General features: G+C 39.8%; 23 protein-coding genes, 1 pseudogene and 1 riboswitch. Of the genes and pseudogenes, 12 read left to right on the forward strand and 12 right to left on the reverse strand.

What is annotated here, in order from left to right; genetic code table 11:
• Positions 1–45 precede the first annotated feature (45 nt).
• The 7 genes from NCCP133_RS13220 (at position 46) to NCCP133_RS13250 (ending at position 5,516) form a co-directional block, all read left to right on the forward strand.
• On the forward strand, positions 46–459 hold the full coding sequence (locus NCCP133_RS13220) for a YkvA family protein (protein ID WP_264805483.1): 414 nt from the start codon (positions 46–48) through the stop codon (positions 457–459).
• A gap of 172 nt (positions 460–631) precedes the next feature.
• Positions 632–741: riboswitch (TPP riboswitch) on the forward strand.
• Between the two features lie 117 nt (positions 742–858).
• Entirely contained in the window at positions 859–1,860 is a 1,002-nt protein-coding gene (locus tag NCCP133_RS13225; RefSeq protein WP_264805484.1) for an ABC transporter substrate-binding protein, read from the forward strand.
• Positions 1,861–1,875: 15 nt separating this feature from the next.
• Positions 1,876–2,169 carry a thiamine-binding protein gene (locus tag NCCP133_RS13230; protein WP_264805485.1) on the forward strand — a complete coding sequence of 98 codons (294 nt, stop codon included), beginning with the start codon at positions 1,876–1,878 and terminating at the stop codon, positions 2,167–2,169.
• Entirely contained in the window at positions 2,166–2,933 is a 768-nt protein-coding gene (locus NCCP133_RS13235; protein WP_264805486.1) for an ABC transporter permease, read from the forward strand. Before NCCP133_RS13230 ends, NCCP133_RS13235 begins: the two co-directional genes overlap by 4 nt.
• The gene (locus tag NCCP133_RS13240) at positions 2,930–3,670 is read left to right on the forward strand and encodes an ABC transporter ATP-binding protein (RefSeq protein WP_264805487.1); all 741 of its coding nucleotides are present in this window, start codon (positions 2,930–2,932) and stop codon (positions 3,668–3,670) included. Before NCCP133_RS13235 ends, NCCP133_RS13240 begins: the two co-directional genes overlap by 4 nt.
• A gap of 6 nt (positions 3,671–3,676) precedes the next feature.
• A complete protein-coding gene (locus NCCP133_RS13245; protein WP_264805488.1) occupies positions 3,677–4,447 on the forward strand; it encodes a TatD family hydrolase in 771 nt (256 codons plus the stop codon).
• A gap of 328 nt (positions 4,448–4,775) precedes the next feature.
• Complete coding sequence (locus NCCP133_RS13250; RefSeq protein WP_264805489.1) at positions 4,776–5,516, forward strand: hypothetical protein; 741 nt, start codon at positions 4,776–4,778, stop codon at positions 5,514–5,516.
• A gap of 252 nt (positions 5,517–5,768) precedes the next feature.
• Here NCCP133_RS13250 and NCCP133_RS13255 read toward each other — a convergent pair whose 3' ends face one another.
• The 4 genes from NCCP133_RS13255 to NCCP133_RS13270 form a co-directional block, all read right to left on the reverse strand.
• The gene (locus tag NCCP133_RS13255; RefSeq protein ID WP_264805490.1) at positions 5,769–6,377 is read right to left on the reverse strand and encodes a hypothetical protein; all 609 of its coding nucleotides are present in this window, start codon (positions 6,375–6,377) and stop codon (positions 5,769–5,771) included.
• Positions 6,352–6,888 (reverse strand): RNA polymerase sigma factor, encoded by a 537-nt coding sequence (locus NCCP133_RS13260; RefSeq protein ID WP_264805491.1) that lies wholly within the window; start codon positions 6,886–6,888, stop codon positions 6,352–6,354. Before NCCP133_RS13260 ends, NCCP133_RS13255 begins: the two co-directional genes overlap by 26 nt.
• A 434-nt stretch (positions 6,889–7,322) precedes the next feature.
• Positions 7,323–7,445 (reverse strand): YjcZ family sporulation protein, encoded by a 123-nt coding sequence (locus NCCP133_RS13265; protein ID WP_076256871.1) that lies wholly within the window; start codon positions 7,443–7,445, stop codon positions 7,323–7,325.
• A gap of 37 nt (positions 7,446–7,482) precedes the next feature.
• Positions 7,483–7,590, reverse strand: a complete 108-nt coding sequence (locus tag NCCP133_RS13270) for a YjcZ family sporulation protein (RefSeq protein WP_110067459.1) — start codon at positions 7,588–7,590, stop codon at positions 7,483–7,485.
• 492 nt (positions 7,591–8,082) lie between these two features.
• On the opposite strand from NCCP133_RS13270, the gene NCCP133_RS13275 reads away from it, so the two are divergent.
• Positions 8,083–8,385, forward strand: a complete 303-nt coding sequence (locus tag NCCP133_RS13275; protein WP_264805492.1) for a hypothetical protein — start codon at positions 8,083–8,085, stop codon at positions 8,383–8,385.
• Between the two features lie 396 nt (positions 8,386–8,781).
• Here NCCP133_RS13275 and NCCP133_RS13280 read toward each other — a convergent pair whose 3' ends face one another.
• Both NCCP133_RS13280 and NCCP133_RS13285 read right to left on the reverse strand, forming a co-directional pair.
• On the reverse strand, positions 8,782–9,093 hold the full coding sequence (locus NCCP133_RS13280; protein WP_264805493.1) for a metal-sulfur cluster assembly factor: 312 nt from the start codon (positions 9,091–9,093) through the stop codon (positions 8,782–8,784).
• A 225-nt stretch (positions 9,094–9,318) separates the two neighbouring features.
• Positions 9,319–10,563: a S8 family peptidase gene (locus NCCP133_RS13285; RefSeq protein ID WP_264805494.1), complete on the reverse strand. Its 1,245-nt coding sequence runs from the start codon at positions 10,561–10,563 to the stop codon at positions 9,319–9,321.
• 249 nt (positions 10,564–10,812) lie between these two features.
• On the opposite strand from NCCP133_RS13285, the gene NCCP133_RS13290 reads away from it, so the two are divergent.
• Positions 10,813–11,619, forward strand: coding sequence for a glycerophosphodiester phosphodiesterase (locus tag NCCP133_RS13290; protein ID WP_442874262.1), 807 nt, complete (start codon positions 10,813–10,815; stop codon positions 11,617–11,619).
• Between the two features lie 255 nt (positions 11,620–11,874).
• On the opposite strand, the gene NCCP133_RS13295 is transcribed toward NCCP133_RS13290, so the two are convergent.
• Positions 11,875–12,615 carry a protein-glutamine gamma-glutamyltransferase gene (locus NCCP133_RS13295; protein WP_264805495.1) on the reverse strand — a complete coding sequence of 247 codons (741 nt, stop codon included), beginning with the start codon at positions 12,613–12,615 and terminating at the stop codon, positions 11,875–11,877.
• A gap of 251 nt (positions 12,616–12,866) precedes the next feature.
• Here NCCP133_RS13295 and NCCP133_RS13300 point away from each other — a divergent pair, with 251 nt between their 5' ends.
• Both NCCP133_RS13300 and NCCP133_RS13305 read left to right on the forward strand, forming a co-directional pair.
• Entirely contained in the window at positions 12,867–14,303 is a 1,437-nt protein-coding gene (locus NCCP133_RS13300) for a carbon starvation CstA family protein (protein ID WP_264805496.1), read from the forward strand.
• Positions 14,304–14,573: 270 nt separating this feature from the next.
• Positions 14,574–14,840 (forward strand): hypothetical protein, encoded by a 267-nt coding sequence (locus NCCP133_RS13305; protein WP_264805497.1) that lies wholly within the window; start codon positions 14,574–14,576, stop codon positions 14,838–14,840.
• A gap of 35 nt (positions 14,841–14,875) precedes the next feature.
• Here the strand turns inward: NCCP133_RS13305 and NCCP133_RS13310 are convergent.
• Positions 14,876–15,437 (reverse strand): annotated as a pseudogene (locus tag NCCP133_RS13310) (HAD hydrolase-like protein).
• 213 nt (positions 15,438–15,650) lie between these two features.
• Between NCCP133_RS13310 and NCCP133_RS13315 the strand changes: the two are divergent.
• The gene (locus NCCP133_RS13315) at positions 15,651–15,887 is read left to right on the forward strand and encodes a helix-turn-helix domain-containing protein (protein WP_264805498.1); all 237 of its coding nucleotides are present in this window, start codon (positions 15,651–15,653) and stop codon (positions 15,885–15,887) included.
• Between the two features lie 340 nt (positions 15,888–16,227).
• Here NCCP133_RS13315 and NCCP133_RS13320 read toward each other — a convergent pair whose 3' ends face one another.
• Genes NCCP133_RS13320 through NCCP133_RS13335 form a run of 4 tightly spaced genes read right to left on the reverse strand, consistent with a single transcriptional unit; the run spans position 16,228 to position 20,592 of the window.
• On the reverse strand, positions 16,228–17,460 hold the full coding sequence (locus NCCP133_RS13320) for a M20 family metallopeptidase (protein ID WP_264805499.1): 1,233 nt from the start codon (positions 17,458–17,460) through the stop codon (positions 16,228–16,230).
• A gap of 1 nt (position 17,461) precedes the next feature.
• Positions 17,462–18,937, reverse strand: a complete 1,476-nt coding sequence (gene panF, locus NCCP133_RS13325) for a sodium/pantothenate symporter (RefSeq protein ID WP_264805500.1) — start codon at positions 18,935–18,937, stop codon at positions 17,462–17,464.
• Positions 18,937–19,218: a YhdT family protein gene (locus tag NCCP133_RS13330; RefSeq protein WP_264805502.1), complete on the reverse strand. Its 282-nt coding sequence runs from the start codon at positions 19,216–19,218 to the stop codon at positions 18,937–18,939. The genes panF and NCCP133_RS13330 overlap by 1 nt, the downstream gene beginning before the upstream one ends.
• Before the next feature lie 21 nt (positions 19,219–19,239).
• Positions 19,240–20,592, reverse strand: coding sequence for an aspartate aminotransferase family protein (locus NCCP133_RS13335; RefSeq protein WP_264805512.1), 1,353 nt, complete (start codon positions 20,590–20,592; stop codon positions 19,240–19,242).
• Positions 20,593–20,670: the final 78 nt, after the last annotated feature.

Raw genomic sequence — 20,670 nt, forward strand, 5'->3', positions numbered from 1 at the left:
TAGATTATAACTGTTTACGCTACTTATCAATAGGGAGTGATTAATATGCAAGAGACGGAAACAAAAGACTATCGGAAAGGCTTTAAAAAATTTACCTCCAAAGCCAAAAAGTATGCAGAAGATCCCGAAAAGACAAGAAGCCTGTTAAACAAGGCAACGACAAAAGCGAATCATAATAAATCTTCCTTAAGTGATATATGGGATAAATTTCAGCTTTTGATCGATATGATTAAAGCTTGGTCAAGAGGAGATTACCGCCATATCTCAAAAAAATCAATACTCTTTATTATTGCCTCCATAATATACTTTGTTTCACCTATCGATATAGTACCGGATTTTTTAGCTGGAATTGGAATTCTTGATGATGCTGCTGTGCTAGGCTTTGCTGTTAGCCAAGTTACAGGGGAACTTGAAAAGTTTAAGATTTGGAAGGAAAGCCGCACGATAGAAATGAAATAATCTAATCGTAACATAATCAGCAAAACAATCGGGTTTATCGGATATGTCAAACAACAGTCAAATTTTTGCTGTTCATACGAATACTTTTTGATATAATAATGGTGGAAAGTGAAATAGCATGCCAGTTATCATTATTTATTTCGCAGGGTCTGTTGGCCAACATAATTGAATAACTAGAATGTGGGGGAACCGGTTATGCCGGTTGAGACTTCATCCTTTAGATGTTGACCCTTTGAACCTGATCTGGCTAATACCAGCGTAGGGAACATATTATTTAACATTATAATATTGTTTATATGCGCCCCGGTATTATGCCTGGGTGTTTTTTGTTTTGCAGGGCAAACTATAATCATCTTTCCTTTGTTCGACATTACCTAAAGACATACAGGAGGTTTAAAGATGAAAAATTGGATTGCAGCAGCTGTTTGTTCTGTACTGCTTCTTGCCGGCTGTTCAGGAAATGGGCAAGAGACACAACAAAACAGCGAAAAAAAGAAAGAAGATCTAAAAAAGATTACAGTCGTTTTGGACTGGACTCCAAACACCAACCATACTGGTTTATATGTGGCAAAAGACAAAGGCTATTTTAAAGAGGAAGGTCTTGATGTTGAAATTATTATGCCCGGCGAAGCTGGTGCAGATCAGCTCACAGCCTCAGGCAAGGCGGATTTCGGGGTAAGCTATCAGGAAAGCATCACAGAGGCACGCGTACAGGGCGTTCCCCTCGTATCGATTGCCGCAGTCATTCAGCACAATACATCTGGTTTTGCCTCTCCTGCAGATAAAAATATTAAGACTCCAAAGGATTTTGAGGGGAAAACTTATGGCGGCTGGGGAGCTCCTGTTGAAAAATCGGTAATGGAGTCACTCATGAAGACAGAAAATGCCGATGTAAAAAAAGTATCTATTGTCAACATGGGTGACGCTGACTTTTTTACCGCAGTGAAAAGGGACATAGACTTTGCCTGGATTTATTATGGGTGGACAGGTGTAGAAGCTGAGCTCCGCGGGGAAAAAATTAATATGGTTTACCTTACCGATTATTCTGAGAAATTGGATTATTATACACCTGTACTGGCAACTAATGAAAAAATGATAAAAGATAATCCGGAGACTGTTAAAGCATTCCTTAAAGCCGCATCGAAAGGTTATGAGTTCGCAATTGAAAAACCAGAAGAAGCAGCTGATATATTATTAACCAATGCACCAGACCTTGATAGCGATCTAGTGAAGAAGAGCCAGGCCTGGCTTTCTCCTCGCTATCAGGACGATGCAGCCAGATGGGGCGAGCAAAAGCTTGAAGTTTGGGAAAACTATGCTGAATGGATGCATGAAAATGGGCTTTTAGACGGAGAATTAGACACCGGCAAAGCTTTTACAAATGACTTCCTGCCGGAATAAAGGAGAGTAGATGAAGTGGCGAACGCACTTGTAAGCATTCAAATCATACCTAAAACAAAAAACGGGGAAAATGTAATTCCATATGTAGATGAAGCCATTAAGGTAATACAGGATTCAGGGGTTAAGCATGAAGTCCATCCTTTAGAAACAACCATGGAAGGCGATTTGGACCATTTATTGAAAGTAATAGCAGATATGAATAATAAAATGATTGAAATAGGAAGCAGCAACGTAATCTCTCAGGTAAAAATACTGTATCAGCCAACAGGAATCGAAATGGAAAATTTAACGGGGAAATATCGTTCATGAAAAATGTTTTTGTGAAAGGATGGAGACCGGCTGCGGTTCTCCTCCTTTTATTCATTCTGTGGGAGATTGCTGTCAAGCTGGCTGATGTCCCAGCTTGGCTCCTTCCGCCTCCAACTGATATTTTTAAGGAAGCTATTGAAGGGTGGAATGGTTTGCAGCTCCACCTTCGATCGACTGTCATGCTTTCTTTGCTCGGATTTGCGATTGGTACAGGCATCGGTTTGCTGACAGCGGTTTTGCTGCACTTAATTCCATTTATAAGGGAAGCCATTTATCCCCTTCTCATCCTTTCGCAAAATGTGCCCATTATTGTTCTGGCCCCTTTGCTTGTGGTGTGGCTTGGTTTCGGCATACTTCCAAAGCTGATCGTTATCACATTGGTTTGCTTTTTCCCTATTACCGTTGCAGCATTAGATGGATTTAGGCAAACACCCGGGGAGCTTAAGCACTATATGTTAATGGCTGGAGCCAGTAAAGATCAGCTATTTTGGAAATTGGAGCTTCCATACTCCCTCCCTTCCCTGTTTTCCGGGTTGAAAATCTCTGCCACCTACAGTGTGATGGGTGCAGTCATTTCCGAATGGCTGGGGGCAAAAGCTGGTATAGGCGTTTATATGACTCTCGCCTCCTCTTCTTTTCGGACTGACCGAGTGTTTGTTGCCATTTTTGCCATCATGGGTCTAAGCTTACTGTTTTTTGGGGCAATTCTTTTGGCAGAGCGTTTGCTCGTCAAGTGGAAACCACGGGAGGCTAAGAAAAAATGATTCAATTATCAATTGATCAATTATCAAAAAGTTTTGATTCAACCCTTGTTTTAAACAATCTTACCTTTCATATAAACTACGGTGAATTTGTGTCTATTCTCGGACCATCCGGCAGCGGAAAAAGCACTATTTTCAACTTGATTGGCGGACTGCTTCTGCCAGATAGCGGCACGATTCAGCTGAAAGGCGAGAAGATCAATGGGAAGCGGGGTTCTATCAGCTATATGCCACAGACCCCTTCTTTGCTGCCATGGAGAACTATTCTCCAAAATGTATTGCTCGGACAAGAGATTCAGGGCAAAACGAATCCTGAAACTGCCAGGAAAATGCTGTATAAAGCCGGATTAAAAGGCTATGAAAATGCTTACCCCCAGGAACTTTCCGGAGGCATGAAGCAAAGGGCTGCTTTTATTCGGGCCCTTCTAAGTCCCCAGCCAGTTATTTTATTGGATGAACCATTTTCAGCATTGGATGAACTGACACGCCACGAAATGCAAACATGGCTGCTCGATATTTGGAATGAACACAAACCGACTATCCTGTTTGTTACACACAATATTGAAGAAGCTATATACCTTTCTGATCGCATTTTGCTTCTAAGCACCAAGCCTGCTCAAGTGGTGCAAGAAGTTACCGTACCTTTTACCAGGCCGAGAAAGGAAGAGCTTTTTCTTGATGAAAATTTCCTTGCTTGCAAAAGAGGCATCCATGCCGCTTTTAAACTTCAGCAGAGGTGATGCTTTTTGGCTAAAATCATAGATTCCCATATACATCTTGATCAATATGATGATGATGCAATAACAGAAATTTTCAATCGCACAACGCATCAGCTTTCTGTTATTTCCGTTTCAAATGATTTGGATTCCTGCAAACGAAACCTCGACCTTTCTAATGTATATCCTCATGTGAGGCCCGCTTTTGGTTTTCATCCTGAACAAAGTCTTCCCGGCGATCAGGTTATTTCAGAACTTTTCAGCTGGATGGAGCTCCATAAGGAGGAAATGTCAGCTGTTGGAGAAGTCGGGCTTCCATATTATCTAAGAAAAAAGCATTCTGGCATTTTTCAGATTGAAGGCTATATAGAATTGCTCGAAGCATTTATCAAGTTCGCTAAGAAGCGGGATAAACCTATAGCTCTACATGCTGTTTATGACGATGCCCCTATTGTCTGCAATCTATTGGAGAAGCATTCTATACAAAAAGCACATTTCCATTGGTTTAAAGGTGAATCGGCGATTGTCAGAAGACTGATTTCAAATGGATACTATATCTCCTTTACTCCAGATATTATTTACGAACGGGAAATACAAGACATTGTCCGATATTATCCGCTTGATCGGCTCATGGCTGAAACGGATGGACCATGGCCATTTGAAGGTCCTTTTAAAGGTCAGCCTACCCATCCAGCTATGATTCTTCGGTCCATCAAAGCATTGGCTCATATAAGGAAAATACCTTCCGAAATCGTTCAAAGGCAGATATATGATAATACCGTAAGCTTCTATTATAATTAAAGTTTTGCAGGATTAAGCAGTTGCTTTTAAACGGTCATTCGGTGTCAATGGCCGTTTTGAATGTTGATCTTTCTTTAGACTTAAAATCTCCTGTCCGCAGAAGACACATAAAACCATGCGGCTCTTTTCCCCGGAAATGCTGGTTCACTTCGACCCCGCTTTTTTTTCCAAAACAATGGTACCCCTTCCCATGTCTATTTCTTTTCTAAGTAACCAAATGTTTCAAAATAGTATTAATTTACCAGATAAATATAATCAATTCGCACCATTCCTTATATTGGAAATATGCGTTAACCTTAAATTGGATAATATTTTTAGGAGGTATGGGATGAAAAAGTATATTTTCTTGCTATTGTCTATTTTACTAGTTTTTTCAGGCAATGCGTTTGCACAGCCTAAAAGCGGTAATGCGGATTTTACTGAAAAGGAATTTATGAAGGCAGTCAAAAAGGCTGATGAGTTTAAAGATTTTAAATCATCCTTCCTAAACAATTCAGCTGTAAAGCCAAAACCTCTTATCGATGATAGCGGATCCCAGTATGGCTGGACGATCCAATACGAAATTGAATATAATGAAAAGAATCTTTTTCTGAACGAAGATGCCCTAGTTAATTTCTCTTCCCTTATATCTTTTTCTTATGAATTTGATAACGGATTGAAGGTTCGCCTCGTCGATTATAGCAGGCTCATGGAAGATTTAGCTTTTTATGTAAACGATCTAAGAATCGGTGAGAAAACCAAGATAGATGTTTCTAACGATAGCATTTTCCAAAAGTATTTGACAGAAGTAGAAATAAACAAGAAGCAAGCGATTGAGAAGGCAGATGAAAATAAAGTGGAGCCTTCTGAAAATATTACTGCTGCAGGCCAGCTTTGCTACTATTGTACAAAATATGAGTGGCGAGGAGGGCACACTTGTGCTCCTGCAGAATTGCAATCAGCAGCATCTGTTTCTTACCAGCTGAATGAAAATGGATTAACCGAAGATGGTGTTACACCTGATTGCTATGTTCCCCGATACAAGGTTTGCGTAGCAGGAGAATGGAGAACATATTGTCCAATTCAATAGACTGGCGGATCTTACTTTCATCATTTCACTTATAACCGGCTAAGCTGCAGCTTAGCCGGTTTTTTCATCCCTTTGTACTTGAGGCAATTTTTGAGCCTTCAATAAAGTGCCTTTGGAAGGAGAAGAATAAACTTTACACCTTTAAAGTAGAAGTACCACTAATATTTAGTTTTAAGCATTTTTTAGGAATTCTTATCAGGAATGTAAACAAATAAGATATTAAGTCAAAAAAAGACTCCAAAATGAAGTCATTTAAGGATTTTTCTCTACGCTTTTAGTTACGGCCTTTAAGTATTGCAGAAAAAGATTGCTTTCTTCTGAAGAAAGGATATAGTACTCTTCACTTGCCAGCGTCCTGAAAATTACCTCTCCATCCTCTTCCCAGATTTTTAGTTTAAGCGGCTCCTTCCCTTTTAACATAAATTGCACATCATACTGCGGTTTCGATGTCAGTGCAGTATTTACAGAATGTGCTGAATTAATGGCTTTTCTGGCTGCCTCTTCCCATTTTTCATCCTGTATGGTTGCTATGCCTGGAGAGTATGGCCCTTCTGCTGAAAAAGACTTTTCAGATTCAGATATAGAAACTGCTGTTTTTGTAATAACACTATTGCCCATCACAGCAGAGCTATTGCTGCCTCGGTTCATATAATCATCAGAATAAATGATAATTGAAAAAAGAAAACAGGCAGCCAATACCGCGGCAGCAGATAATAATCGCGGGAGGATGTCTTTCTTGCCCCTTTGCCGAGTTTCTGCTTCATTTATTATTTTTCTAAAGCTCTTCCGTTTTTGTCTCTGTGAACGCGGGATATAGTCCAGCTCGCGGAAAGAATTATCGAATCCGAATGAGTTCTTCATGGATCTCCCCCCTTTTCTGCAGTTCTTTTTTTAGCGCGGCGAGTGCCCTGGAAGTGGTGATTTTTACTTTATTTTCATTCCAATTCAAAATTTCCGCCGTTTCCTTTATGGAAAACTCTTTTATTTTTCTTAATATCAGAACTTCTTGATAACTTAGTTTCAAATGGCGGATTGCTTCATATAAGAGTGCAGCTTTTTCTCCCTTAATGATAATCTCTGTTGGCGTATCTTCATCTGATGGCAACTGGAACTTTTCAATAGAGAAAAATTTAAATCTGTTTTTCTTGCGCAAATAATCAATGGCTACATTCCTTGATATCCTTACAAGCCAAGTAAAGATTTGGGACTCCCCATTAAATTGGTTCATATATTTATAGGCTTTAATAAAGGTATCCTGGGTCAGATCTTCTGCAATTTCTTTTTCATTTACGAGAAGAAATATGTATCCATAAATGCGATCGCTATATTCGTTGTACATTTCTTCAAATGCTTCTACGGATATTCGCTCCATTTAGCGGTGCCCCCTCGCATAGTATTAGACGAATTAGATAAAAAAAAGAAACACATTCTTTACATTTTTAATAAAACACTTCTAGGAAGTTCTCCTTTTTATTCATTTTATCATTCATAAAAAATACTGCCTCCCCCTAATTTCTTATTTTTTCCATACAAATACATTATTCCAGTCTGTAATTTTATAAATGATTCTTTCCCTCCACATAATTCCATATACTTTTGATTATTTTTCACTGAAACCTTTTTCCGGTTATGAAACCTTCAGGCTATTTTTCAAAACGGCTGTCAATCTTCCTTTTTTTTCGGCAGCCTTACGATTTATATTTAGCTAAAGTACTGATAACAGATGGGTTTTCCATCTCCGGAAAACATATGTATCTCTAAAAAGTAAAAGAAAAGCAGGACATCTCCTGCTTTTCTTTTACTTTATTACCACTTAAAACAAGACGCGCCTACAATAATAAGCAGGATGAATAGAACAACGATTAGAGCAAAACCGCCGCCATATCCAGCTCCTCCATAACCGCAGCCTCCGTAGCCATAGCCATACATAATCGAATCCCCTCCTTTTCTAGTCTGCAGTTAACTTTTAGTATCCGTAGCCACCGTAACCCCAAGAAGCACCAATGATGATTAACAAAATAAACAATACAACTAAAAGGGCGAAACCTCCACCGTATCCGCATCCGTCTGACATAGTCAATTACCTCCTTTGTTTGATTCAATATATCCTATTCACTTCACCCAAATTGTGCGATAGACGAATGCACAGATTTGCCCGGCAAAAAAGAAGCCTTTCTGCGGAAAGCTCCCATTTCACCTTATATATCAGGATTTTCAGACTGATTTTTTTAAAAAAATAGGCATATAGATTTTTTTGCCTTGAACGCTTCGATCCGGATTTTGCTGAAGCAAATCTGTCTTCCGTTCTGAGTGATCCTTGGTCCTCCTTGTAAATCCAGATAACCATATTCCCGTAAAATACACTATGAAAATCCCCCCTATGTCAGTAATTATCTTTCGTCTCCATGAAATTTTTAAATAGCTTTCCTGCCTTTTAACCCATTTTTGTCATTTTTCAACCTCTTGCTGAATACCTTATTCAGGGATAAAAAACCAGTATTCCGGATTAAAAGCCGAGAAATGGTGGAATAGAAAAATATACTTAGTTAGCGGAGGGAAAGGGAATATGACAAGAACCGAGCTGCACCTGGAAAAACCAAAGAGCAAAATTATGCTGGTGTCTATTATCCTATTGAGCAGTTTACTGGCCATTTTCACAGCACTTTATTTCTATTCTCAAAGTCTCATTACGATTGAAGCACCTAAGAAAGAACTCGGACAAAAAATAGTCATTCAGCTGCCTTCCGGCAAGAGTGTTTTTACATATGAGAACCTAGTTGTAAAAGAAGATGGAAAGCTCTTTTACAAAGGGGAAAGAAATACATTGGATTTGACAGGAGGAATCATAGTTTATGAGGAATGGGAATAACTCTTTCTATTTATTAAAAAATCTCTGCTTCATATGATGAAGCAGAGATTTTTTATTTTAATGGAAAGCTCTTTTTTCCATGATTGGTGTTTTACTTATATATTTTGTCCGTTGATTTCAGCACGGGCACTTGCTTTCCGCGGGGAAAAGTGGGAGCCTCCACGGCTTCGCCTATGGGGTATCCCACTTCCTCACTCCCAGCAGGACATTGAATAAGCTTCCTTGAATTAGCACAGCACGAAGAAAATGCGGTAGCATTTTCGAGGATCAAGCGTCCCCCACTACAATCAACATAGAGGTAAAACCTAGTAAGTTTGACCAAAAGAAACAAACTCTACGAAAACAGCTTAATGGAATAAGCCGCCATAAGGGTAATACCTCATTCTTTTTGATGATTTATCGGTGGACACCTAAAGCAAGCTGTGCGTATCTAGACATCCTGTCTTTTGTCCATGGCGGACTCCAGACAACATCTACCTCAACAGATTTGATTTCTCCCACATTTTCCAGGACGCTCGATTTAACCCCAGCCATTATTTGGCCGGCCAGCGGGCATCCCATAGATGTCATCGTCATAACGATATGTGCTTGATCTTCTGTGATATTTACTTCATACACTAAACCAAGATTCACAATGTCTATTCCTAACTCAGGATCAATTACTTCCTCCAATGCCTCAAACACTTTATCTTTAAGCTGATTGGACATATTCTGATACCTCCATCACGATTTATATTGAAATTTATTCTCAGTATAGAATCTTAACAAGCCATAAGAAGTGAGAGGCATCACTGTTAGTGAAAAATATATTAATAAAGTCTCAATCAAGGGAGGATTGTCTATATCCATCTAATTTATGTGCAAAGATGCTTTTGTCTGATATTAAAATAAAACCGGCCAATCCTGATAATCAGCCGGGTCTGTTCATAAATTTTATTTTACTCTTGGGAAGCCAAATCCGGATGCATAGTCATCTCCTGCTGCAGCGCCGCTTCCGCCTATAATGTCATTGGACTTGGCACGGTTTTGCAGTTCAGTACGAAGCTGGGCATGACTCATGTTTGGATTAGAAGCCCAGATTTTTGCCGCAAGTCCTGACACGTGCGGGGTAGCCATGGATGTCCCGCTGATTGTGTTGTAAGAACCATTGTACCATGTCGATTCGATAGCACGTCCCGGTGCAGATACTTCAACTTCCTTTTCCTGGATAACATAATCTCCATCTGTAAGCGGATTGCCGCGTGAAGAGAAATCCGCTACACGGTATGTACCGTTTTCCTGCACGTTTTCAAGAGCTGCTACTGCGATTGCATTCGTGAGTGCTCCCGGATAACCGATTGTGCTGCTTCCAGGTCCGCTGTTTCCAGCAGCCGCTACAACCAATACGCCCTTGCTGTAAGCATAGTCCACTGCGCTTGCTATCATCGAGTCTTTCCCGCTCGATCCTAGAGACATGGAAATGATAACTTTGGAGTTTGTACGGCTTGCTTCATCAGCAGCATGCCTGATAGCACCCGCAATATCATCCGAATAACCTGATCCGCGGTCATTGAGCACTTTATATGCCCATAAATCAGCATCCGGGGCGACACCATAAATACCCTGCTCATTGGCACCGCCGTGAGCAAGAACAGTACCTGCTACATGCGTCCCGTGACCATTTTTATCATTGCAGGAGCCATTTATAAGAGGACTCTTTCTCTGAGTAAAATCTTTGCACTGCTCATCGCTTCCAGCTAAATCAGCATGGGCCGTATAAACACCTGTATCGAGAACAGCCACCTTTATGCCATCCCCGCCAGATGCCGCTTGAATGCTGCTGTCATTATAGATCGCTTCTATTCCCCATGGAGTGCCGTCAGAAGGAACTGCTTCTGTCCCAGCTCCTGGCTTTGCATCAACAGTATGTTCGGTTACAAGCTGAACCTTTAAATTTTTGTTTTTCAGCAAGGCCTGATATTGTTTGATGTTGACAGTGGCTGTGAAACCTGTCTCACCAAAATCCCATCTCGCTTCATACTGGGTTTTCAGTTTACTTTTTTCAGCTGAGGGCCCTTGGATCCATACCCGGTAATCTTCCTTCGAGTCTGGCTGCTGACCGAATGCACCTGCTGAAAACATGGATAATCCCATTGTTATACTCAGTAAGGCTGCTCCCAAAACTCTTTTTTTCTTCATTCAATCGCTCCTCTCATTTGTGTATTCCCGTTCTCACCTGATGTATATTAATTATATTTAAAATATTCAGAAACTTTCAATAAGCAAATCTATTTATTTAGATTTCGATAGAGCTACGCCGAATTCATCATTACCCGAAAAGGTATCAGGTCTATTGGGGTGATTTTAGAATAAATTTGCATTCTTAAAGCGAATATTTGACAAAATGTTTTCGTATCCTTTAAGATGAGCAAAAAATTGTGAGGAGAAATGGCTGTGAGTTTTATGAAAAATGCATTTTTTACAGTTTTGGCTACGGTTATATCTTTCTTTGGCATAAAAAAGATGGCCAATTCTACACATAAAGTAAAAAAAATTGGCCACCGAGGCGCGGCCGGATATTGTCCCGAAAATACATTTCCTTCTTATGATCGTGCGCTTGAGATGGGAGCAGATTATCTTGAAATTGATGTCCAATTAAGCAAGGATGGAAAACTGGTTGTCATTCACGATACGCTTGTAGACCGTACGACTGACCATAAGGGGAAGGTTTCGGATTATACGTTTGATGAACTAAGGAAGATGGACGCAGGAAGCTGGTTTTCTCCAAAGTTCAGAGGTGCCGTTATCCCATTATTGGAAGAAGTTCTCGATTTATATGCTGATCGCGTCGGCCTTTTAATTGAATTGAAAAAGCCATCATTATATCCCGGAATCGAGGAGCGTTTAGCGGAAGAGCTTAGAAAGCGGAATCTTCATCTCAAGGGTAACGACCATATAATTGTCCAGTCTTTTGAAAAGGAATCCATGCAGAAGTTTAAGAAGCTATTGCCTGAAGTGCCTGTAGGCATCCTGATTAATTATCCTCCGGACAAAATCGAAATGAAAGAAATATCCAAGTACGCCAGTTATGTTAATCCAAAATGGACAATCGTTAATAAGCGTGTCCTTTACCTAATTCATTCAAATGGCATGAAAGCCATATCCTGGACTGTCAGGTCAAAACGTGAAGCTGATAAATTAAAGCATTTTCCCCTGGATGGAATCGCAGCTGATTATTTAGATCTTATCAACTAGAAAAGCGCAAGCGCCCTGCTAACCAATGTCTTGTGGCCGAAAGGGGGTAAGCGCAGTAGCTAGACCATTTTCTATATTCAAAGCTTATTTTTATCGTTTAAAAAAAGGTTGCAGACTCATGTCTGCAACCTTTTTTAAACAACTCCTTGCTTTCAGTCCGATTCCTGCAGGGGCTTCAATTCTCCAAATCACTTGCTCCCGGCATTTTGAACCGATTTTTATAGGATTTTAGATCCTTTTCCTGTGATGAAAATCTTAAGCAAAAGATAAAGGACGTTTGGCAAATTGGGATAAATACTTGACATTCAATCTGCTATGCTGGGAAATAAGATAGGCATCCCTCATGCTTCCAGGTTTTCTTAATGTGTTAAGTGCCCTAATCATTCCCGCTTCGGTTTCCATGCCAATACCATGTCCAAAGTACATCCCTCCACCCAAATACACAGCGTTTTCCCCCATCCAAACAGGATGTTCATAATCAGGATTATAAAAATAGACCACATCTCCCGGTATGAAATTTCTTCCTTTTTTTGTGATAATGGATAAGTCATAATCATAATTCCAATCCCATACGAGAAGACCCTGGAAAAGAGTGTTAAAACGGCTGACTGAGATGGAACCTAATACAGCTTTATAAAAAATCAGCACAATGGCTGTTGTACATTCAAAAGCATATTCCCTGCTGTGTATATATACGTCCATAATGGCATCTGATGGGAGAACTGCAGGATCAAGAAGATAACCGTATTTAGTTCTTCTCCAGATGAGCGGATTAAACCGGGAAGTGTTAAAGGGGGCGAATTCTATAGGACTTGCATGTAACTGTCTTGCTGCATTTATAATATTTTCCCTTAGCATAATTTCGAACAGCAATTCATGCATGGAATCATATTGATGAACCTCGGGACTGTTTTCAAGAGCAAAAAATATCTCTCGCTGAACACCAAAAAAACGGTCAATCCCAGGTTTACTCTGATTATTTGCAAGGACAATCATCGTATTCCTCCCTTCAAATGAATCTTATAATAGGTTATGGGGTTCCCTTATGGAGGGTTCCTCTAAAAATAGCGAAAAAAAATGTAATGACTCTTTTAATCGCTAAAGTGAAAGCGTTATTATTTTTGTAAAATATCTTTTTTTCTGAAAATATCTTGCTTTTTCATCTGTTTTGCTAGTACAATATTCCACATATTCATAAGTTTCAGATATTAGACTGGAAACACATATTACAACAGGGGGATGTTAGCATGGTGACATTTTTAGGCTCAATTGTCTTGCTTTTGGCGGGGTATGCAGTTTACTCAAAGGTAGTAGAGCGAATTTTCGGAATAAATGACAGCAGCCCAACACCGGCATATACAGAAAAAGACGGAATGGATTATGTTCCGATGAGCTGGTGGAAAGGAAGCTTAATTCAATTATTGAATATTGCTGGACTTGGTCCAATCTTTGGTGCAATTATGGGAGCTTTATACGGACCTGTAGCGTTTATCTGGATTGTGGCAGGTTCCATTTTTGCAGGCGCAGTTCATGATTATTTTTCAGGGATGCTTTCATTGAGGCACAAAGGCGAGCAATATCCAAGCCTTGTTGGCAGATATTTAGGAAAGACTGCTAAAACGACCATTAATATTATTTCCCTCATATTAATGGTATTGGTTGCTGCCGCTTTTACAGCTGGTCCGGCACAGCTTATTTCCAGTTTAACGCCATTAAGCTTTATGGCCTCGCTGCTTGCCATTTTTGCTTACTTTTTACTGGCTGCCATTTTGCCTGTAAATCGAATTATTGGAAAGATCTATCCTCTTTTTGGAGCAATTTTGATCTTTATGGCGGTATCAATTGGGATTGCTTTGCTCTTTAGCGGAAAATCGATTCCAAATGTGACTCTGGCTAATTTCCATCCCGGGGAACTTCCGATCTGGCCACTATTAATGGTTACCATTTCTTGTGGTGCCATTTCAGGTTTTCATTCAACACAAAGTCCAATTGTGGCCAGAACGTTAAAAAAGGAGAGCGATGGAAGAAAGGTCTTCTATGGCGCCATGATCGCGGAAGGCGTTATCGCACTCATTTGGGCCGCAGCGGGAATGACCTTTTTCGGAGGTACAGGAGGACTTCAGGAGGCACTCGCAGCCGGCGGTCCGGCTGGAGCAGTCAATGAAATTTCCAAAAGCCTGCTTGGCACACTAGGAGGAATCCTGGCAATATTAGGCGTTATCATTCTCCCGATTACAACGGGTGACACAGCTCTCCGGTCTTCTAGAATGATGCTGACAGACTTACTATCTTCCTTCTTGAATATGGAAGGCAAGTGGAAAGTTATCTTAACTACCCTGCCTGTTGCAATTCCTACTTTATACCTTTCTACAATTGATTACTCTTTTTTATGGAGATATGTAGGATGGACAAACCAGGTTGTTGCTACGGTTATGCTCTGGACAGGTGCAATGTATCTATTGAAAAACAATAAGTTTCATTGGATTTGCGGAGCTCCAGCCATGTTTATGACAGGTGTTGTATCTACGTACATCTTCTATGCGCCTGAGGGCTTTCAGATGGATTATCAGTTGTCCATGATCATCGGATCGGTTATTACACTAGCTATAGCAGGCTGGTATGTTTATCAAATTATGAAACAAAAACAAATTCGAAAAAATAAATCCACCTTAAAAGCTGCTTAGTCATACGAAAGTGCACCTTCATAAAAAGGTGCACTTTTTTTAGTCTGGTTAATCCAAATGATGCATATCGGCTTATACGTTTCACTTATCCTGCAGCGGGTAATAAATACTAACTACCAAAAGGAGGTTTTATTCGCTGGCCAAAAAAAGAGCTGGAGACAATAACTCTGTTGAACAAGAAAAAAAGAAAGAAAACAACAAAGATATTGAGCCCCAAAGGGAGCCTGATAAACCACAGGAAGAGAACGGTAAATAAGGAGGATTACTGACATGGCAGATAAAAATCTTCAAAAAGGAAAAATGGACAATCCGGAACAATATAAAACTGAAAAAGAAAGCTTATTTGATAAATTTGAAAGTGAAAAAAATGTTGACCCACTGCCTGTAGAAGATTTAAACCTGGAAAAAGAAGAGGAAAAAAACGGCTCTAATATTAAAAGAAGTTCATCTACTGAGGAAAAGTATAAAGCAGATTTTGAAACCATAAAAAAGAAAAAGCTATTTGGCGATAAATACGATGATGGAACAGGAGAATAAATCACAAGTCAGCACTGGCCGAAGTGCTGACTTTTCTATTTAACAACCCTAATAAATTCACTATAATCATTTAAATAATAATTTGCTCCCGGTGTCTTATTTTGAAATAGGCACGTTTTAATTCCTAGGAGCTTGGCTGGAAGTATATCGATTTCCCTATCCCCTACCGCTAAATCAATCCTATGCTTTTCATGCAGAAATTGGTAGGAAGCGGGATGGGGCTTTCGCGGATATCCATCATCGCCGGCTATCATATCCGCGAAATAACCGTCTAGCTTATGATAAGCAAGAATGGCTGCAACATCCTCTCGTTCCTTATGAGTCATAATGACATTTTTATCTGCCAGCTTAAGCACATCCTCCAAATTTGGAAAAGGCTTTAAATTTTTAGGCTTAAGCCTCCTTGCCTTTTTTTGGATAGTCTTAATTTGTTCCTCAGTAAGCTGGAAGTACTGGAAGGCATCTGTGAAAAAATTTTAATTGGGCAAATATCTCTTTATCCGTAATATTCGTGTCACCTATTGCCTCTTTTACAATTTCCGTATAGGCTGGATACGTATCAAACAAAGTTCCATCAAAATCCCAGAGTATTTTCATTATGTATCTCTCCCTTCCTTTTGGTTACCTAATTCTGCTCCTATAATTGGATTAATTATACCTTTTCTAACTCTATTAAACCTCATTTTCACTTTCAATAAATTACTTTGACAAAGCCCAAACCAAATGCTATTTTTATAGCTAAAGAAACTTCATTAATACAACAGAACGGCCCATAAATAATGGGTACAATTTTTTAGAGGATGATTTGTAATGGATAAAGAAATAATTAAGCTGATCAGGAAAAGCTATAATATGACACAGCGTGACTTTGCAAGAATTGTCAGCTGCAGCTTTTCTTTAATCGCTCTAGTGGAGGTAGGCAAAAGAAGAGTCACAGCAGACCTAGAAAACAAGATCAAAACTGCCTTTGACCTGGATGATCAGCAGCTGCAATCCCTCGCCTCTCTTGTTTCAGAAATCAGCAAAGGTGTTCCCCCGTTTATGTAGAGGCTGCAGTACTCCTTAGGCGCTAATAATATATAATTATGAAATTTAGGAAATAAGCTTCCGATTCCCTATTATTCCGACCTTCGATATGTCACCACCTTTTCAGCTGCTTACAGGAACACCTTCAAGAATTGGTTAAGGATATTTTAGCTACTAGTCGATATTCTTTTTTAAGAATAGTATTCTTCCCCTTAAAATTCATATAATATACCATTTATATGGTTTTACAAAGAACTTTTCAAAAAAAATGTCCCAAAATCGGGACATTTTTCCAATCGGATATTTTTCGTCAATATCCCTATGCTTTTTTGTATCTCTAGGATAGCTATTTTATATGATTCTATTCTTCCTCCCCTTCATTTAAAAACAATAATGCTGCTGTACGAAAAATCTCTGTGGTCTCTGCAAGTTCCAAAATATCTACATACTCATCTATTTGATGGGGAACTTCTCGGTCACCAGCTCCAATAGTTACAATCGGAACCCCCGCAACATGGAGAAAAGTGCCGTCTGTAGCACCTGGAACTCCATTATAAACAGGTTCTTTCCCGGTAACCTCAAATACTGCTTTTGCTGTTGCCTTTACTATCGCATTTTCCATATCAGTTTCAGTCCATGGACGGTCTTCGATTACTTCAAATTCGGCCTTAAAATCTGGATCCTGCTCGGATAATCGATTAATTATATCTCTAATCTCTCTCTTCAGCTCACTGTGGTCCTGGCCGGGTACAGTCCTTATATCCAACGTTGTCATACACTGATCTGGTATAACATTAATTTGAGCATCGCCTCTGACTGGAGCCTGCAAAATGGTTGGAGTGATACTTGGCCAGCCCAGCATAGGATGATTCCCCAATCTTTCTTTCTCTTTCTGTTCCAGTCGATCCAGCTCACAGATTAGTTTCGCCATTCTCGTGTTAGGATTAACTCCACTTAAAGGGATTGCTCCATGGGCCATTTTACCAAATACATTTACAACTACACGCATAGCACCTTTTTGTGTAACGCAGACTTGATTTTCTTCTGGTTCACAAATGATTGCCCCATCTACATTATCCGCCCATCCACGCTTAATAAAATTCTTTATGCCGATCATCATACCTTCCTCATCACACGGAATACAAAGTATAATTTTTCCATTCCATTTTTCATTATCTCTCAGAAGTGAATGAACAGCAGTGATCATACAAGCCAGGTTTCCCTTTGTATCATTTGTACCTCTTCCATACATTCTGCCATTAATTATTTCTGCACTAAAGGGGTCATGTGTCCAGGCATCACGGTCACCTTCTGTTACAACATCTGTATGCCCTTCAAACAACAATGTCTTTCCTGGTCTTCCAGAGTCTACAATCCCAATAACATTTGGTCTTCCGGGCTCTACTTCTTCTATATGAACTTCGATTCCTAGCCCCTTCAAATAGTCAGCTGTAAACTGGGCTGCCTTTTCTTCATTTCCTCCCTCTACCCCAGGTCGGTAAACACTCGGAATCTTTACCAAATTCTTTGTTAATTCCACGACTTCTTTTCCATCCCTTTGCAGTCGCGCTTGCCTTTCATTTGTTTGGATCATTTTAAAAAACTCCTTCCTTGCCATCAGTCTGCAATTTACTGTCCGAAGGCTTGTTAAAACTATGGTTGGTGGCTAAACTAACTGTAATAAACCCTATTAAGGATATAAGAATTGGCAAAACTACTGTATGCATTCCAAATGCGTTTGGATAATAAGTATGGAAAAGTATATAGGAACCTACACCTAGGACCATCGAAGTGACTGCACCAAATTTATTGCCGGTTTTCCAATACAAACCGAGAACAACTGGCCAAATAAAAGCTGCTTCAAGACCGCCAAAAGAAAAAAGATTCAGCCATATTAATAGATCAGGAGGACTAAGGGCCATCAAAAAGACTAATACGCCCAAAACAGTCGTCACAGTAAGACTAATATTTTTTATGTTATTATCGGTTGCATCTGGCTTTATGTAATTAAGATAAACATCTTTAACTACTGCTGAACTTACAATTAACAAAAGTGAGTCGACCGTTGACATAATGGCCGCCATAGGTGCTGCTAAAACTATACCAGCCAGCCATGCTGGCAGGACTTCCATCGCAATCATAGGCATCACTTTGTCACCGACATCGATTCCCGGCAGTATTGGCCTGGCAAAGACACCGATCAAATGCATTCCCAGCATAATGAACCCAACTACAATGGTTCCGATAATCAGAGCCTTGTGCATCGCTTTTGAATCTTTATAAGACATAGCCCTTACTGTTACCTGCGGCAGCCCTACTACCCCGACACCTACTAAAATCCAGAAGGAAGAAACATATAGAGGCGTCAGACTTCCATCATGGCCAAAAGGTGTTATTAAATTTGGGTTTTCAGCAGACAGATCCAAGATGATATTGGATAGGCCACCGCCCGCGATAACAGTTGCAATTAATAGAATAAGTGTACCAAAGAACATTACAAGTCCCTGTACTGTATCCGTAAGTGCTACTGCCCTAAATCCCCCAATAATTACGTAAACCATTACTGATGCTGCAAAAAGAAACAAGGCAGCAGTGTATGACAGACCTGTCAATGACTCAATTAATCTTGCTCCTCCTACCCATTGGGCAGCCATGGCAGAGAACAAAAATATGATTATGCTAAGTGCTGAAAGCAATACCACCCATTTGCTTTGATAGCGCTCTTTAAGAAAGTCAATTAATGTTACAGCGTTGTATTTCCTGGCAACAATCGCGAATTTTTTCCCTAAAACCATTAAAACAAAATAGCCAGTTGCCACTTGTGCCATTGAGAGCAATACCCAACCTAGCCCCTGATTATATGCAACCCCCGGCCCACCGATAAAACTGCTGGCACTTCCATATGTGGCTATCATTGTCATCGCCAAGATAAACCCGCCGAGCTGCCTCCCCCCTAGAAAATATTCCTCGAGGAAAGTATTGGTGTTTTTCAATGGTTTACTGGCCCAAAAGCCAATAAAGAAAATCACGATTAAAAAAATGATAAGCGGAATCATCACTTCCAAATTCATTATGAATTGCCCCCTTCATCCTCAAAGGGTACCTCTTTGAATAAAAATTTCACAGCGAGTATAACTAAAATAACCATTACTGCAAATCCTGCAACACAACTATAGAAGAACCATGCTGGTAAACCCCAAACATAAGAATAGCTCTCTACGGATTTCGATCCCATTCCATATGCAAAGCCAAACCACCATATGAAATTAATGGTTACCAGGATAATACCAATCCAAGCTTCCCTATGCGAAATTTTAAACCGTGGATCTCTTTGATCAACTTCATACTTCATCCCATTCCCCCCTTTTGTGTTTTATCCCTTGCACGCTTCATTGATGGATTTTTTGACAACACCTGTCAAAATCTGTAATTGGCTGGTACTAATGGTTAATGGAGGAGCAATTGTGAGCACATTATTAAATCCTGCGACGGTATCTCCATTTTTACCAATGAGCACGCCGAAACTTTTACATGATTCAATGATTTGATTAACTTTCCCTGTATTAAGAGGCACTCTAGTGATTTTATCTTCAACTAACTCAATTCCCATCAAAAGTCCTTTTTGACGAATATCACCAACGTTTGAATGAGACAACATCTCTTTCATTAAATCCATTAGCTGCACTCCCATTGACTTTGATCTTTCTATTAATCTCTCGTCTTCCATAACCTCCAGATTCCTTAATGCTAAAGCACAGGCAGCGGGATTACCGCCAAACGTATTAACATGGCGAAAATGGTCATACTCTTCACTTCCTTTAAAAGTGTCGAATATATCTTTTCGTACTGCAGTTGCTGCTAAAGGAAGGTAGCCACTTGTAATGCCCTTTGCCATTGTAATTATATCCGGGCTGATTCCTTCATGCATAAAACCGAATTTTTTACCTGTCCTGCCAAAACCGCAAATTACTTCATCCATAATCAGCAGGGCACCGCTTTTTTTGCAGGCTTTTTCAACCTTTTTCAAGTACCCGTCTTGCTGAATCAGCACTCCGCCTCCTGTGATATAAGGTTCCATGATTACCGCTGCCACTGTTTCGTTCATTTCCCAATTTATTGTTTTTTCTAAGAGTCCTGCACACTCAATATTGCAATTTTCAGGATTATTATTAACCGGGCAGTGATAACAATCTGGGGGGACAGTATGGACGAACCCTGCTGCAAGTGGTTCATATTTATATTTCCTTTGCGCCTGACCGGTTGCTGAAAGAGCTCCCATTGTGTTCCCGTGATAGGACCTGTAACGGGAAATGACTTTAAATCGGTCTGATTGACCATTCTGTTCATGATATTGGCGGGCTATTTTAAAGGCAGTTTCATTAGCCTCAGATCCGCTATTCGAAAAGAAAATAATATACTCCCCTTCAAGCCAATCATTTAATTTTTCTGCTAACTTTATAGCAGGCATGTGGCTTTGAGACATAGGAAAATAAGCCATCTTACTTAATTGTTCTGCTGCAGCATTTGCAAATTCAGTCCTCCCATAACCTGAGTTCACACACCAGAGTCCACTCATAGCGTCTAAATATCTTACACCCTCTATATCTTCGACAAAAACGCTATCAGCCCTTTCGATAATTAAAGGTTTCGAGTCAGGTGAGAAACGGTTCATGGCATGCCATATATAATTTCGATCCTTACCAAATGCACTCTTTATCTGATCCATATCTATACCTCCCTCTATAAATATTGATATATCAACGGTTTGACCCGTTGGTGGGATGTCAAAAAAATATTTTTCGAC

The sequence above is a fragment of the Cytobacillus sp. NCCP-133 genome, from assembly GCF_026011715.1.
Classification (GTDB): Bacteria; Bacillota; Bacilli; order Bacillales; family Cytobacillaceae; genus Cytobacillus.

What these genes read in the sequence shown, in the direction of transcription:
- NCCP133_RS13250 (WP_264805489.1), top strand. Translation starts at nt 4,776, where the DNA reads ATGAAAAAGTATATTTTCTTGCTATTGTCTATTTTACTAGTTTTTTCA.
- NCCP133_RS13315 (WP_264805498.1), top strand. Translation starts at nt 15,651, where the DNA reads ATGGATAAAGAAATAATTAAGCTGATCAGGAAAAGCTATAATATGACA.
- NCCP133_RS13235 (WP_264805486.1), top strand. Translation starts at nt 2,166, where the DNA reads ATGAAAAATGTTTTTGTGAAAGGATGGAGACCGGCTGCGGTTCTCCTC.
- NCCP133_RS13300 (WP_264805496.1), top strand. Translation starts at nt 12,867, where the DNA reads ATGGTGACATTTTTAGGCTCAATTGTCTTGCTTTTGGCGGGGTATGCA.
- NCCP133_RS13290 (WP_442874262.1), top strand. Translation starts at nt 10,813, where the DNA reads ATGGCTGTGAGTTTTATGAAAAATGCATTTTTTACAGTTTTGGCTACG.
- NCCP133_RS13305 (WP_264805497.1), top strand. Translation starts at nt 14,574, where the DNA reads ATGGCAGATAAAAATCTTCAAAAAGGAAAAATGGACAATCCGGAACAA.
- NCCP133_RS13220 (WP_264805483.1), top strand. Translation starts at nt 46, where the DNA reads ATGCAAGAGACGGAAACAAAAGACTATCGGAAAGGCTTTAAAAAATTT.
- NCCP133_RS13240 (WP_264805487.1), top strand. Translation starts at nt 2,930, where the DNA reads ATGATTCAATTATCAATTGATCAATTATCAAAAAGTTTTGATTCAACC.
- NCCP133_RS13265 (WP_076256871.1), bottom strand. Translation starts at nt 7,445, where the DNA reads ATGTATGGCTATGGCTACGGAGGCTGCGGTTATGGAGGAGCTGGATAT.
- NCCP133_RS13270 (WP_110067459.1), bottom strand. Translation starts at nt 7,590, where the DNA reads ATGTCAGACGGATGCGGATACGGTGGAGGTTTCGCCCTTTTAGTTGTA.
- NCCP133_RS13255 (WP_264805490.1), bottom strand. Translation starts at nt 6,377, where the DNA reads ATGAAGAACTCATTCGGATTCGATAATTCTTTCCGCGAGCTGGACTAT.
- NCCP133_RS13280 (WP_264805493.1), bottom strand. Translation starts at nt 9,093, where the DNA reads ATGTCCAATCAGCTTAAAGATAAAGTGTTTGAGGCATTGGAGGAAGTA.
- NCCP133_RS13330 (WP_264805502.1), bottom strand. Translation starts at nt 19,218, where the DNA reads ATGAAGTATGAAGTTGATCAAAGAGATCCACGGTTTAAAATTTCGCAT.
- NCCP133_RS13285 (WP_264805494.1), bottom strand. Translation starts at nt 10,563, where the DNA reads ATGAAGAAAAAAAGAGTTTTGGGAGCAGCCTTACTGAGTATAACAATG.
- NCCP133_RS13335 (WP_264805512.1), bottom strand. Translation starts at nt 20,592, where the DNA reads ATGGATCAGATAAAGAGTGCATTTGGTAAGGATCGAAATTATATATGG.
- panF (WP_264805500.1), bottom strand. Translation starts at nt 18,937, where the DNA reads ATGAATTTGGAAGTGATGATTCCGCTTATCATTTTTTTAATCGTGATT.
- NCCP133_RS13275 (WP_264805492.1), top strand. Translation starts at nt 8,083, where the DNA reads ATGACAAGAACCGAGCTGCACCTGGAAAAACCAAAGAGCAAAATTATG.
- NCCP133_RS13225 (WP_264805484.1), top strand. Translation starts at nt 859, where the DNA reads ATGAAAAATTGGATTGCAGCAGCTGTTTGTTCTGTACTGCTTCTTGCC.
- NCCP133_RS13295 (WP_264805495.1), bottom strand. Translation starts at nt 12,615, where the DNA reads ATGATTGTCCTTGCAAATAATCAGAGTAAACCTGGGATTGACCGTTTT.
- NCCP133_RS13260 (WP_264805491.1), bottom strand. Translation starts at nt 6,888, where the DNA reads ATGGAGCGAATATCCGTAGAAGCATTTGAAGAAATGTACAACGAATAT.
- NCCP133_RS13320 (WP_264805499.1), bottom strand. Translation starts at nt 17,460, where the DNA reads ATGATCCAAACAAATGAAAGGCAAGCGCGACTGCAAAGGGATGGAAAA.